Annotated in this window: 9 protein-coding genes; 5 read left to right on the top strand and 4 right to left on the bottom strand. The window is 65.8% G+C overall.

Going from position 1 to position 13,114, the window contains the following annotated elements:
* Positions 1-273: 273 nt before the first annotated feature.
* Positions 274-1,494 (top strand): DUF2235 domain-containing protein, encoded by a 1,221-nt coding sequence (locus ACE10X_RS02140; protein ID WP_375763992.1) that lies wholly within the window; start codon positions 274-276, stop codon positions 1,492-1,494.
* 228 nt (positions 1,495-1,722) lie between these two features.
* On the opposite strand, the gene ACE10X_RS02135 is transcribed toward ACE10X_RS02140, so the two are convergent.
* The 3 genes from ACE10X_RS02135 to ACE10X_RS02125 are packed head-to-tail and all read right to left on the bottom strand — an operon-like array spanning position 1,723 to position 5,776.
* Positions 1,723-3,948, bottom strand: coding sequence for a molybdopterin cofactor-binding domain-containing protein (locus ACE10X_RS02135; RefSeq protein ID WP_375763991.1), 2,226 nt, complete (start codon positions 3,946-3,948; stop codon positions 1,723-1,725).
* The gene (locus tag ACE10X_RS02130; protein WP_038388647.1) at positions 3,945-4,436 is read right to left on the bottom strand and encodes a (2Fe-2S)-binding protein; all 492 of its coding nucleotides are present in this window, start codon (positions 4,434-4,436) and stop codon (positions 3,945-3,947) included. The genes ACE10X_RS02135 and ACE10X_RS02130 overlap by 4 nt, the downstream gene beginning before the upstream one ends.
* A 23-nt stretch (positions 4,437-4,459) precedes the next feature.
* Complete coding sequence (locus ACE10X_RS02125; protein ID WP_375763990.1) at positions 4,460-5,776, bottom strand: c-type cytochrome; 1,317 nt, start codon at positions 5,774-5,776, stop codon at positions 4,460-4,462.
* Between the two features lie 133 nt (positions 5,777-5,909).
* Between ACE10X_RS02125 and recQ the strand changes: the two genes are divergently transcribed.
* The 4 genes from recQ (at position 5,910) to ACE10X_RS02105 (ending at position 11,687) form a co-directional block, all read left to right on the top strand.
* Positions 5,910-7,778, top strand: a complete 1,869-nt coding sequence (gene recQ / locus ACE10X_RS02120) for a DNA helicase RecQ (protein ID WP_375763989.1) — start codon at positions 5,910-5,912, stop codon at positions 7,776-7,778.
* Between the two features lie 143 nt (positions 7,779-7,921).
* Positions 7,922-8,620 (top strand): alpha/beta hydrolase, encoded by a 699-nt coding sequence (locus ACE10X_RS02115; protein ID WP_038388649.1) that lies wholly within the window; start codon positions 7,922-7,924, stop codon positions 8,618-8,620.
* A gap of 296 nt (positions 8,621-8,916) precedes the next feature.
* Positions 8,917-10,665, top strand: a complete 1,749-nt coding sequence (locus ACE10X_RS02110; protein ID WP_375763988.1) for a flavin-containing monooxygenase — start codon at positions 8,917-8,919, stop codon at positions 10,663-10,665.
* 80 nt (positions 10,666-10,745) lie between these two features.
* Positions 10,746-11,687: a metallophosphoesterase gene (locus tag ACE10X_RS02105; protein WP_375763987.1), complete on the top strand. Its 942-nt coding sequence runs from the start codon at positions 10,746-10,748 to the stop codon at positions 11,685-11,687.
* Positions 11,688-11,850: 163 nt separating this feature from the next.
* On the opposite strand, the gene ACE10X_RS02100 is transcribed toward ACE10X_RS02105, so the two are convergent.
* A complete protein-coding gene (locus ACE10X_RS02100; protein ID WP_038388653.1) occupies positions 11,851-13,110 on the bottom strand; it encodes a S1C family serine protease in 1,260 nt (419 codons plus the stop codon).
* Positions 13,111-13,114 lie beyond the last annotated feature (4 nt).

Below are 13,114 nucleotides of genomic sequence, written 5' to 3'. Positions count from 1 at the left end.
CCCGTAGCATCGCGAACGCAATTGAGTCTCTCACGAAAATTTCGTCACGGCCGGGCATCGGCGAGTTGAGCGACGCCGTCCTTGGCGCAGCCGTTGCGAGATTCAATTCGATCCAAAGGCAGGCAACGTCGGCGCGCATCGCGCTTCGGCGTCCCGGAACCACCGGCGATCACGCCGCCGCCACAGAACCGTCTTCAATTGGAGATTGAATTTTCACCGCATTCTGCCGTACATAGAAGCCGCGAATTTTCACGGCGACCGCGAGGGTAACGGATGCCGAAGGATATTGTGATTTGTTGCGACGGCACCGGCAACGAGATCGGTGACAATATTTCCAACGTACTGAAGCTATTCCGCGTCGCCGACAAGAATGACCGGCAGCGGATCTATTATCATCCCGGCCTCGGCACCATCGGCCTGCAAAACGCCTGGGGCCGCTTCAAGCAGCAGATGCGCGGCTTGTTCGGGCTGGCCTTCGGCGCCGGTCTCGACCAGGACACGCTCGGCGCCTACCTGTTCCTGTGCCGAACGTGGGAGCCCGGTGACCGGGTCTGGATGTTCGGCTTCAGCCGCGGTGCCTACACGGTGCGCGTGCTCGCCGCCTTCGTCCATGTGATGGGCCTGCTGCCCGTCGACCAGCTCGACCTCGCGAGCTACGCCTTCGGCACCTACAAGAAAGCCAGCTCCGACGCCCAGAAGTCCGACGGCTCGTTCGACTATGCTCCGTTGAAGGAAGCCTGGCATTTCAGCCAGATTGCCGGCGGCCGCAACATCGACATCGAGTTCGTCGGGGTCTGGGACACCGTGGCCTCGATCATCGTGCCGCGGCAGGACAACTTCCTGTTCGACCTGCAGACGCTGCTGTTCACCCGCACCAATTCCAGCGTCAAACGGTTCCGCCAGGCGATCTCGATCGACGAACGCAGACGCATGTTCCGACTCAATCGCTGGATCGAGCCGCAGAAATTCCGCTCAGATCCGTTCGATCCGGCAACGGAGGTGGAGCAGGACATCCGCCAGGTCTGGTTTGCCGGCGTGCATTCCGACGTCGGCGGCGGCTATCCGGAAGACCAGAGCGGGCCGTCAAAGTTTCCGCTGATCTGGATGCTCGAGCAGGCCAAGGCGGCCGGGCTGCACATGGATCAGGCGCTGATCGATCATCTCGCCTGGGGGATGCCGTTGCCGCCGCACAAGCACGACTATGTGCCGCCGAGCGCGACCGCCCCGCTGCACAATTCGCTGACCGCCGCCTGGGAAATCCTGGAATGGATTCCGAAGAGCGACAAATGGAAGGAATGGCCGGAGCGGAAATCCTTCGTCGGCTTCTATCTGCCGCGCGGCGAGCCAAGGCCGATTGCGGACGGCGCGACCATCCATGCCTCGGTGCTGGAGCGCATGGAGAAGGATCCGGCCTACAAGCCGATCAACATGCCGACGACCTACAAGGTCGAGCCAATGACGCTGCCCCCGGCGCCACCCGCGCCGACAGTCTGACAGCCTTAGAGAATGATTTAGCAACCGAGAAGGCAGCCTGCTCCCTCTCCCGCTTGCGGGGGAGGGTTGGGGTGGGGGTATCACCGCGAGTCACATCGAGGAAAGAGCCCCCACCCGCATCGCATCTTCGATGCGATGCGACCTAAGAGCGAGCTTCGCTCGTCTCGACCCCGCAAGCGGGAGAGGTGCAACGAGTTTGCGGTGAGATCAATCCAAATCAACTTCATTTCACGCGTCGATCGCGTCCTTGATCCGTTTGCGACTGAGCGGTAGGTCGCGCAGCCGCCTGCCGGTTGCATGCGCGATGGCATTGGCGAGCGAGGCGGCGGCCGGCCCCTGCCCGGTCTCGCCGCTGCCGAGGAAGGGCTGGCCGGGGCGGTTGATGATGTGGACGGCGATGCTGTCGGGCACCGCATTGAAGCGCAGGATCGGGTAGGTCTGCCAGTCGATGCTGGTGATCCTTGTCTCATCGAAGGTGACGCTTTCATACAGCGTCCAGCTCGTCGACTGCACGATCGCGCCCTCGATCTGGTTGGTGATGCCGTCCGGATTGACGACCTGGCCGGCGTCGACGGCGGCGACCGCGCGCACCAGCCGGGCCCGCCCGGTTTCGCGATCGACCTCGACCTCGGACGCGATGGCGCAATAGGCGGCGAGATTCTTGTAGCGCGCGAACGCGAAGCCGTAGCCGCGATTTCGCGGCGGCGGCTGCCCGCGCGTCCAGCCGAATTCCTCCGCGGCCTTCTCGACCACCGCGCGGCCGCGCCGGTCGTCGAGATGCCTGAGGCGAAACTCGACCGGATCGGCGCCGGCGAGAGCGGCCAGTTCATCCATGAAGCTCTCGGTCGAGAACACGTTGTGATAGGCGCCGAGCGCGCGCATCGCGGAGATCCGCAGCGGCATCGCGGGGATGAAGTGATGCATCACACGCGCGTTCGGAAAATTGTAGATCGGGATCGCGTTGCGATCGCCGCCACCTTCCGGCAGCGGCAACGGCTTTGGTGCGGGCACCGCGAATGATCGCGCCATGTGCTGGGCCGCAAGCAGCGCGCCGGCGCCGCCCGGCCGCATCGAATGGGTGTTGCTCCACACCGCAAAATTCCAGTCGGCAATCTTGCCGTCGGCCGTGAGCGACGCGCTCAATTTCGTCACCATCGCCGGGCCATAGGGCTCCCAGCCGTGCTCCTGCTCGCGCATCCACTGCACCCGGACCGGACGCCCGGGTAGCACGCGGGCAATCAGCGCCGCGTCGGCCGCGGCATCGTCGGCGCCGTTATGGCCGTAACAGCCGGAGCCCTCGACATGGATCAGGTGGACGCTCGGCTGCGGCATGCCGAGCATCTCGGCGATCGCCTGGCGGTCCGGATAGACGCCTTGCGTGTGCGTCCACACCGTCATCGCGCCATCGACGAACTGCGCGACCGCGCAGGACGGCCCGATCGAGCCGTGCGACTGGTAAGGCCGCGTAAAGGTCGCTTCGAGCGACCGCGCGCCGCTCACCGTGGGATCGCTACGCTGGAAGATCGCGAAATCCTGTGAGGGCAACGCAGTCAGCACGTTGGCCAGATCATGCTGGTTCGGCAGCTTCGCGCTCTCCCGCCACTTCGCCGCGGCGGCCAGCGCGTGCATGGCCTTGACCGTCGAAAATTCCTTCTCCGCCACCACGGCCAGGAAGTTGCCGTCGCGCACGATTTGAATCACGCCGGGCATTTTCTCGATCGCGGCCGTGTCGCATTCCACGAGCTGCGCGCCGTAACTCGGCGGGCGCACCACGCGCGCATGCACCATGCCGGGAAGCCGCATGTCCTGCACATAGGCGGCGCCGCCCGTGACCTTAGCCGGAATGTCGACGCGCGGCACCGGCTGGCCCATCACCTTGAAGCTCGCCGGATCCTTCAGGCTCGATGTCGGTTGCGCCTGGACGTGCAACATGTCCGCGGCAACAAGCTCGCCATAGCCGAGATGCCGGCCATCGGGAGCGACGACGGCCGCATTCTCGGTTCGCAAGCCGTCGGGCGGCAAGTCGAAACGCTTTGCCGCCTCGGCCACCAGCAAAATGCGCGCCTGTGCTGCGGCATGCAGGATCGCCGTGCCGCTGTCCTGCATCGAATGGCTGCCGGACGTGTAGCCCTCGTTCGCCGTGAGTTTGGTGTCGGCGGTGATCACCTTCAGCGCATCGAAGGGAATATCGAGCTGCTCGGCCGCGATCTGCTGGAACGCGGTGCGGAATCCCTGGCCGAGTTCGGCCTTGCCCGTAAAGGCTGTGACCTGGCCATTGGCATCGATACGGATCCAGGAATCCAGATTGGGCGATTTCGCCAAGCTGCCCGGCAACTCCGGGCTCTGCGCAGCCTTCTGCTCCTGCGCCACCGCATGGCGCAGCGAGAAGCTGACGATCAGCGCGCCGCCGCCGGCCAGCACACTGCGGCGATCGAGAACCACCGGCGCGGTCATCGGACGCTCCTGTCGCTTGCGGTGTCGGCCGTATCCATCAACCTGGCGGCGCGGTGCACCGCGCGCAGGATGCGCATATGGGTGCCGCAGCGGCAGAGATTCGGCTCCAGCTCGGCGCGGATCTGCGCATCCGATGGCTTCGGGTTGCGCATCAGCAGCGCCTGCGCGCGCATCATCATCCCGGCGATGCAGTAGCCGCACTGCGCCGCCTGCTCCTCCATGAAGGCGCGCTGGATCGGCGCCGGCGCGGCCACGGTGCCGAGCCCCTCGAGCGTCGTCACCTGCTTGCCTTCGACCAGGACCAGCGGCGTGACGCAGGACAGCACCGCCTTGCCGTCGACGATCACCGTGCAGGAGCCGCATTGCCCGAGCCCGCAGCCGAACTTGGCGGCATTGAGCGCCAGATCATTGCGCAGCACATAGAGCAGTGGCGTATCCGGTTCCGCATCGACCTGATGATCCCTGCCATTGACCTTCAATGTCATCATGGCTTGCCTCGCTGTCTGGATTCTTATGGCGTGTCGCGCGCCGCAAGCGACGCGGCCTGCACCGCCCGCGCATCGCGCACCGCCTTGTCGAGATTGGCCCACGCCGGCCGCTTGCCGAATCGGACGCGCAGATAGGCCGTGAGCGCGACCATCTGCGCATCATCGATGCTGGCGGCGAAGCCCGGCATGATCGGGCTGCGCTCGCCTTCGACGGCGCCAACGCCCGACAGCATGATATTGAGGAGGTTGCGCGGGTTGGGGCTTGCGATCGCCGTGCTGAGCGCGAGATTGACACCGCCATAGGGCAGCGCGCGGTTGCCCTCATGGCAGGAGGCGCACGCCGCGGCATAGATCGCCGCGCCGGCCGCATGGGCCTGTGCCGCATCATCCGAAGGCGATTGCGCCACGACGTCGGCTGGCCGTTTGCGATCCGGCCCCGGCGCGCCCGAGATATCGGCCATGTACACGGCGATGGCCCGCACGTCGCTGTCGGGCACTGTCGCCAGATTACCGACCACTTCAGCCATCGGCCCGCGCGCGGTGCCATGATCGACCTGCCAGCCGTGGCGCAAATAGGCGTAGAGCGCGTCGGCGGTCCACTGCACCGGGGCGTGCGAGGTGTCGTTCAGCGCGTAGGCGTGCCAGTAGTCGACCTCGCCGCCGGAGAACTGCGCATTGACGCGCTCGGCGCCAAGGGCGTTGCGCGGCGTGTGGCAGGCGCCGCAATGCGCGAGCCCCTCCACCAGATAGGCGCCGCGGTTCCATTCCGCGCCCTTCGCCGAGTCCTGAGGGACATCGCCGCTGCGCAGATACAGCAGCTTCCACCCCGCAATCAGCGGTCGATAGTTGAGCGGAAACGACAGCTGATTCGCCGGCGGCGACGCGTGGACCGGCTGTCGCGTCATCAGGAACGCATAAAGTGCCCGGTCGTCCGCATCCGAGACCTTGGTGAAATGGTCATAGGGAAAGGTCGGGTAGAGATGCTGGCCATCGCGCGCCACGCCCGAGCGCATCGCGCGGACGAACGCCTCCTCCGGCCAGCGCCCGATGCCGGTTTCGGCATCCGGCGTGATGTTGGATGAGAAGACGATGCCGAACGGCGTTGGAACCGGGAGCCCGCCGGCATAAGTCGCGCCGCCCTGGACGGTGTGGCAGGTGTTGCAATTGCCGATCGCGGCGAGTTCGCGGCCGCGTTTGACCACATCGGGGTCGAAGGTATCGGCCCGCGGCGGCGCAATGGCGGCAATCTGCGGTCGCCAGGCGACCGCGAGGCCCACTGCCGAGCCCGCGACCAGCACGATCGCGGCAATGCCTGTGATGATCCGCAGCTGACCAGTCATGCTGAATTGAGTTTGTTGTTGGGACGTGTATTAACACCTTTCGTTCCGGTATCGTTCGGCCAGAAGACCTCGATCACCGCCTGTTGACCCCAAGGAAATCCTGGGAAATTTCAAAGGGATCGCGCAAGGGATCATGACCGCCCAGCCCGCCCTCGATCGCGCCTCCGCCCCGTCTCGCGATGCGCTGTCCGTGCTCAGTTCCGTGTTCGGCCTGTCGGGCTTCCGCGGCGCGCAGGAAAAGATCATCCGCCACGTCACCGATGGCGGCAATTGCCTGGTGCTGATGCCGACCGGCGGCGGCAAGTCGCTGTGTTACCAATTGCCGTCGCTGCTGCGCGACGGCTGCGGCATCGTGGTGTCGCCGTTGATCGCGCTGATGCGCGACCAGGTCGCGGGCCTCACTGAAGCCGGCGTCAACGCCGCAGTGCTGAACTCGACGCTGTCCTATGAGGAAGCCTCCGAGGTCGAGCGACGGCTGCTCGCCGGCGATCTCGACCTGCTTTATGTGGCACCGGAACGGCTGCTGACACCGCGCTGCCTCAATCTGCTCGGCCAGGCGCAGATCGCGCTGTTTGCGATCGACGAGGCGCATTGCGTCTCGCAATGGGGCCATGACTTCCGCCCGGAATATATCGGCCTGTCCGCACTCGCCGAGCGCTTCCCGAAAGTGCCGCGCATCGCGCTGACCGCGACCGCAGACGCGCTGACCCGAAGGGAGATCGCCGAGCGGCTGCAGCTGACCGACGCACCGCAATACGTCGCGAGCTTCGACCGGCCCAATATCCGCTACGAGATCGTCGACAAGCAGAATGCGACCACGCAGCTGAAGAACTTCATCAAGGAGCGGCATGCCGGCGACGCCGGCGTGGTCTATTGCCTCTCCCGCGCCAAGGTCGAGGATGTCGCGGCGGCGCTCAGCGAGGCCGGCATTGCGGCGCTGCCCTATCATGCCGGTCTCGATGCCGGCGTGCGCGCCCGGCATCAGGACCGCTTCCTCAACGAGGACGGGCTCGTGATCGTCGCCACGATCGCCTTCGGCATGGGGATCGACAAGCCCGACGTGCGCTTCGTCGCGCATCTCGATTTGCCGAAGAGCATCGAAGCCTACTACCAGGAGACCGGGCGTGCCGGCCGCGACGGCAAGCCGTCGGCGGCATGGATGGCCTACGGCCTGTCCGACATCGTGCAGCAACGCCGCATGATCGATGAATCGACCGGCTCCGACGCCTTCAAGCGCGTCTCGGTCGGCAAGCTCGACGCCCTGGTTGCGCTGGCTGAAACGGTGCATTGCCGCCGGCATCGCCTGCTCGGGTATTTCGGCGAGGCCCGCGCGGAGGAAAGCTGCGGCAATTGCGACAACTGCCTGACGCCCCCGCGCGTCCGCGACGGCAAAGTGCTTGCACAAAAGCTGCTGTCCTGCGTCTACCGCACCGGGCAGCGTTTCGGCGCCATGCACCTGATCGACGTGCTGGTCGGGCGGCTGACCGAACGGGTCAAGCAGTTCAACCACGACCAGCTGTCAGTGTTCGGCATCGGCCGCGAGCTCAACGAGAAGCAATGGCGCGCGGTGCTGCGCCAGCTGGTGGCGATGGGCCATCTGCGCGCCGACAGCGACGCGTTCGGCGCGCTTGTTCTGACTGACAGCGCCCGCGGCGTGCTGAAGGGCGAGACCGCGGTGATGCTGCGCGAGCAGCCGGAAGGCGCGCGCAACCGCGCAGTCCGCGGCAAGTCGCGCCGCGGCGAGCTTGTGCCCGCGGCCGACAGCCCAGGCGGCGTCGCAAATCCCGCGCTGCATGCGGCGCTACGCGCCTGGCGCTCTGACGTCGCGCGCCAGCGCGGCGTGCCGGCCTATGTCGTTCTGCACGATTCCACCATCGACGGCATCGCCGCGATGCGGCCGGACACGCTGGGCGAGCTGCGCAACATCGCAGGGATCGGCGACAAGAAGCTCGAGCATTACGGCGATGAGCTGATCCGCATCGTGAAATCCACCGACGGCTGAACAGCCCGGTCGACGACTGCCGCCTGTTGGTGACGACATCGTGACACCGGCGCGATGCGGCCGCGCCTTGTCTCGTTGACGGCCGCTGGATGCCCGCTCATCCTGACCGCGTTTCCTTAACCGATCCAGCAGAGGAGCCGAACATGAGCAGCAAGCCGACGATCGTTCTGGTTCACGGATTCTGGGGAGGCGCGGCGCACTGGAGCAAGGTGATCGTCGCACTCTCGCGCAAGGGGCACACCGGCCTGCAAGCGGTCGAGATGCCGCTGACCTCGCTCGCCGACGACGCCGAACGCCTGCGCAAGATGGTCAAGCAGCAGGTCGGCCCGACGCTGCTGGTCGGCCATTCCTATGGTGGCGCAGTCATCACCGAAGCCGGCGATCTGCCAAACGTGGTCGGCCTCGTTTACATCGCGGCCTTCGCGCCGGACGCCGGCGAGAGCCCCGGCGCCATCACCGCGGGCCTCCCACCGGCGGCGATTGCCAATGTCGCACCGGATAGCGACGGCTATCTCTGGATCAAGCCTGACAAGTTTCACGAGAGCTTCTGCCAGGATCTGCCCGCCGATGAAGCGCTGGTGATGGCAGTCACCCAGAAGGCACCGCTCGCCAGCACGTTCGGAGACAACGTCACCGCGCCGGCCTGGAAAAAGAAGCCGGTCTGGTACCAGATTTCCAGCGAAGACCGGATGATCAACCCCGACAATCAGAAGCGGATGTCGGAACGGATGAAGCCCCGCAAGATCATCACGCTCGCTGCCGGCCACGCCTCGCTGGCCTCGAAGCCGGACGAGGTGACGGCCTTCATCGACGAGGCCGCGGCCAGTCTCGCCGGAGCGTAAGCACGCGCCTCCAAGCGATTCGGTGAGTTCGAAAGCGGCGTTACCGCAGCGCTGACCGGCACCATCCCTGCTGCTTTGGATCGGCGGCATCGGCACGGTCGTGTGGTTCTGTTCCAAGGTCCAGCGGCTGGAGTGAAGCAGCGCCCGGATACCGCAGCCCTTCGCCTCGCGGCATAGGAGCCATACCCGACGGAGCAACGCCTGCGCTTGCGGGCCGCGCCGCCCTCGCCCTAATCTTTGCCCACCGCGTCCAACGAGGCGCGGACAGACATAACGATATAGGGAAGAGACGGCCCATGGCTCAGGAGAGCACCGCGCGCAAGGCTGCGCGCCCTGCCGAAACCGGAACGTTCGATGCCGTGGTGATCGGTGCCGGGTTCGCCGGCATGTACATGCTGCATCGGCTGCGCGGACTCGGCTTCAGCGCGCGGGTCTATGAGGCCGGCGGCGGGGTCGGCGGCACCTGGTACTGGAATCGCTATCCCGGCGCGCGTTGCGACGTCGAGAGCCTGCAATATTCCTTCTCGTTCTCCGAGGAACTCGATCAGGACTGGAGCTGGTCGGAGAAGTATTCTCCGCAGCCCGAGATTCTCGCCTACGCCAATCATGTCGCCGATCGCTTCGATCTGCGCAGCCAGATCGTGTTCGACACCTGCGTCACCGCGGCGACCTTCGACGAGCAGGCAGGCACATGGCTGATCGAGACCGACCGCGGCGACAGGGTCACCGCAAAGTTCTGCATCATGGCGGTCGGCTGCCTGTCGGCGCCGAACCGGCCGGCTTTCCCAGGCATGGCGGATTTCCGCGGGCCGATCTATCACACCGGCGAATGGCCGCATGAGGGCGTCGACTTCACCGGCCTGCGCGTCGGCGTGATCGGCACCGGCTCATCGGCGATCCAGTCGATCCCGATCATCGCGCAGCAGGCCTCCGAGCTCACGGTATTTCAGCGCACCGCGACCTGGTCGGTGCCGGCATGGAACGAGCGGCTGTCGGCGGAATATCTGAGGGAAGCCAAGGCGCATTATCCGGAGCTGCGCGCCAAGGCCCGTGCGCGCCCGACTGGCTTCTATTTCCAGTTCAACGCCCAGCCCGCCTTGCAGGCGAGCGAGCGGGAGCGCGAGCAGCAATACGAAGAAGCCTGGCAGCGCGGCGGCCTGCCCTTCCTCGGCGCGTTCGGCGATCTCCTGTTCGAGAAGGCCGCCAACGACACCATCGCCGATTTCGCGCGCGAGAAGATCCGCGGCATCGTCAAGGATCCCGCCACCGCCGAGCTGCTGTGCCCGCGAAACGTGTTCGGCTGCAAGCGGCTCTGCGTCGACACCGATTATTTCGAGACCTACAATTTGCCGCACGTGAAGCTGGTCGACGTGTCGACGACGCCGATCGAGCGCTTCACGACCGAAGGCATTATCGTCGACGGCACCGAATACAAGTTCGATGCGATCGTCTCCGCCACCGGCTTTGCGGCTATGACCGGCTCGTTCGACAAGATCGCGATCACCGGCCGCGGCGGGCAGACGCTGGCCGAGAAATGGCGGGCGGGCCCGCGCGCCTATCTCGGCCTTGCCTCCGAGGGCTTTCCGAACCTGTTCATGATCACCGGGCCCGGCAGCCCATCGGTGCTTGCCAGCATGATCCAGGCGATCGAGCAGCATGTCGACTGGCTGGCGGATTGCATCAGTCACATGCGCGACATCGGCGCCGGCACGATCGAGGCGGTCCGCGACGACGAGGACGCCTGGGTCGCCCATGTCAACGACGTCTCCACGGTCTCGCTGCGCTCGACCTGCAGCTCCTGGTATGTCGGCGCCAACATCCCGGGCCGTCCCCGCGTGTTCATGCCCTATATCGGCGGCTTCCCGATCTATGTGCAGAAGTGCAACGAGGTGATGAACTCGGGTTACGACGGCTTCGTGCTGCGGGGCGGGCGCAACGGCAATGCACCGCCGCAGGTGCGCTTCACCGAGCGCTGGCAGGTGCCGCTCGACATCGAGGTGATCTCGCCGGCCGCGGTCGCCGCGAAGCGGGTTCCCGTGGTCTGAGTGCCGGCGGTATCCCCACCGGGATTGCGCATGATAGTGTCGCGCCGGTCCGCGCTTCAAACCGCGGGCCGACGGGGAACATGGCCGACACGGCATTGCAGGGATTGATCGAGCGGATCGGCGCCGACCATGTGGTGCGCCGGCTTGGGATCGAGGCCGCGCACGAGAAACAGCTGTTCGGCCAGGGCACGCTGGTGTTCAATGTCGAGAACTGGAAGCTGGCGCCGCGGATCATCGAGTCCGCGCTCAAGGTGACCGGCCTGCACGGCCGCGCGCGGCGCAACGCCGACCGGGTCGAAGTGCGGCGCAATCTGGTGACGTCGGCGCGGTTGCCGGCGGCCTTCGACGGCTTCACCATCCTGCATCTCAGCGATCTCCACGCCGACATCAGCCAAGACGCGATGCGGCATCTGATGGACATCGTGCGCGATATCGCCTGCGATATCTGCGTTCTCACCGGCGACTACCGCGGCAAGACGTACGGGCCGTTTGAAACGAGCCTCGCGCTGATGCGGGATCTGTGCGCGCGGATCAAGCTGCCGCGCTACGGCATCCTCGGCAATCATGACAGCATCCGCATGACGCCGGCGCTGGAGGCGATGGGCATCAGGATGCTGTTCAATGAGCAGGAGCCGATCACGCGCGATGGCGCGGCGATCCACCTCGCCGGGATCGACGACGCGCATTTCTATCGCACCGACGACATCGCAAAGGCTGCCGTGGCGATCCCGCGCGATGCATTCTCGATCCTGCTGGCGCACACGCCGGAATCCTATCGCGCGGCGGCGGCGGCCGGCTTCGACCTGATGCTGAGCGGCCATACCCATGGCGGCCAGCTCTGCCTGCCCGGCGGTATCCCCATCAAGCTGGAGGCGCGGCTGCCGCGCCGGATGGGCAAGGGCGCCTGGCGCTTCGGCGCGCTTGCCGGCTACACATCGACCGGCGCCGGCACCAGCCTCGCGCCGGTGCGGCTGAACTGTCCGGCCGAGGTCACCGTGCATACGCTGCGGCGGCTCGGTTGAGCTCACCCCGCCCGTACGTCGCAGGCGCCCATTGCCAAAATATCGAAAACAACCCCATGCAAAGTAGCCGGAGGCTGCCCGGACGTCGCAAGGAAAGACGCGCGGCCGGTACCCAGATGCAGTCGTCCTGCCGTAAGGACGGGAAGAAGGCGTAGCGGAGGTCTCAATTTCCCCGCTTCGCGTTCGCGCTCTGCTCGTTCACCGTGCAGGTGATCAGCAGCGTGTAGCCGCGCGCATCCTTGGCGATCTCGGCGGTTTCCTTCTTCATCTCCTCGCGCCACTCGGCGGTCCGGTACGCCACCGCGCTGTTGTCGAGAAAGTCGCGCAGCGCACCGGTCTTGATCGCGAAGTTGATGTTCTCCGGGATGGTCCCCGTCGCCCGCGCCATCCTGACCGCGTCGAGCTTGGCAGCCACGACGCCGACCACCGCGCCGGTGAGATCGAACAGCGGACCGCCGCTGTTGCCGGGCTGCACGGCGGCGCTGATCTGCAGATGACGGGTATCGTTGAGGATGCCGCTCAACGAAGAGACAATGCCCGTGGTGACCGTGAAATCGGATGTCAGCAATCCGTGATAGGGATAACCGATCGCCACCACGCCGTTGCCGACCAGGATGGGGTTTTGCCTGAGGCTGACGACATCCTTGAACGGGGTCGGCGCCTGCAGCAACGCGAGATCATTGGTCTCGTCATCGGACACCAGGCGCAGCTTGACCGGCGCCTCGCCGCTCAGGTTGCCCGTGATCTCGCTGCAGCCGCCGACAACATGGTGATTGGTGACGACGTGGCCGCTGCTGCTGACCACAAAGCCGGTCCCCGTCCCCGATCTCGCCTGTTTCTGCGTGGGCCCCGGAGCCGCCTGCTGCGGCGGCACAGCCGCGGGCTTTGTCGCGACCGCGAACTCGCCGGCATTGGCGACGCCGTTCTTCTTCACCGAGACGACGCAGTTGAGCAGTGCCGGCAGCAGCTGCGCGGTCTGATTGAGGTTGAACTGAAACAATTGGCCCTGCGCGAAGGCGGTCATCTGGCGCGCCTTGCGGAACTGGTTGATCAGCGCCGAGTTCACCGGCATCTCGACGTTCACGAGCTGCGTGCCGAGCGGCAGGCCGTGGACGTTGAAGGCCGGCTGGCCGTCGAAGGTCAGCGCGAGCGGAAAGGCCTCGCCCGCCGTCAGGCGCCAGCTCTCATGTGCAAAGCCGAGCCGCCAGCTGCCATTCTCGGCGATCGACACCATGAAGAAGATGCCGCTTTGATACGTGGTGCCCGCCGAGCAATGGGTGAAGGCGCCATTCTTGTCGTTGGTGAAGGCGCCACCCTTCCAGTTGCCGACGCTGATCGAACCGTAGGGACCGCGGGCATTCGACGGAGTTGCAGACGCAAACAGCCACGCGGCCGCAACGGCCGCCCAGATCGCAACTCTCATGAGG

Source organism: Bradyrhizobium sp. Pha-3 (assembly GCF_042258325.1).
GTDB lineage: Bacteria > Pseudomonadota > Alphaproteobacteria > Rhizobiales > Xanthobacteraceae > Bradyrhizobium > Bradyrhizobium elkanii.
Note: the sequence above shows the minus strand (reverse complement) of the source record. Positions and strands in the feature narration are given on the sequence as shown.

Bases quoted from the DNA above. Each gene is read 5' to 3' on its own strand.
- ACE10X_RS02130 (WP_038388647.1), bottom strand. From the start codon at position 4,436: ATGATGACATTGAAGGTCAATGGCAGGGATCATCAGGTCGATGCGGAA.
- recQ (WP_375763989.1), top strand. From the start codon at position 5,910: ATGACCGCCCAGCCCGCCCTCGATCGCGCCTCCGCCCCGTCTCGCGAT.
- ACE10X_RS02125 (WP_375763990.1), bottom strand. From the start codon at position 5,776: ATGACTGGTCAGCTGCGGATCATCACAGGCATTGCCGCGATCGTGCTG.
- ACE10X_RS02100 (WP_038388653.1), bottom strand. From the start codon at position 13,110: ATGAGAGTTGCGATCTGGGCGGCCGTTGCGGCCGCGTGGCTGTTTGCG.
- ACE10X_RS02140 (WP_375763992.1), top strand. From the start codon at position 274: ATGCCGAAGGATATTGTGATTTGTTGCGACGGCACCGGCAACGAGATC.
- ACE10X_RS02105 (WP_375763987.1), top strand. From the start codon at position 10,746: ATGGCCGACACGGCATTGCAGGGATTGATCGAGCGGATCGGCGCCGAC.
- ACE10X_RS02115 (WP_038388649.1), top strand. From the start codon at position 7,922: ATGAGCAGCAAGCCGACGATCGTTCTGGTTCACGGATTCTGGGGAGGC.
- ACE10X_RS02110 (WP_375763988.1), top strand. From the start codon at position 8,917: ATGGCTCAGGAGAGCACCGCGCGCAAGGCTGCGCGCCCTGCCGAAACC.
- ACE10X_RS02135 (WP_375763991.1), bottom strand. From the start codon at position 3,948: ATGACCGCGCCGGTGGTTCTCGATCGCCGCAGTGTGCTGGCCGGCGGC.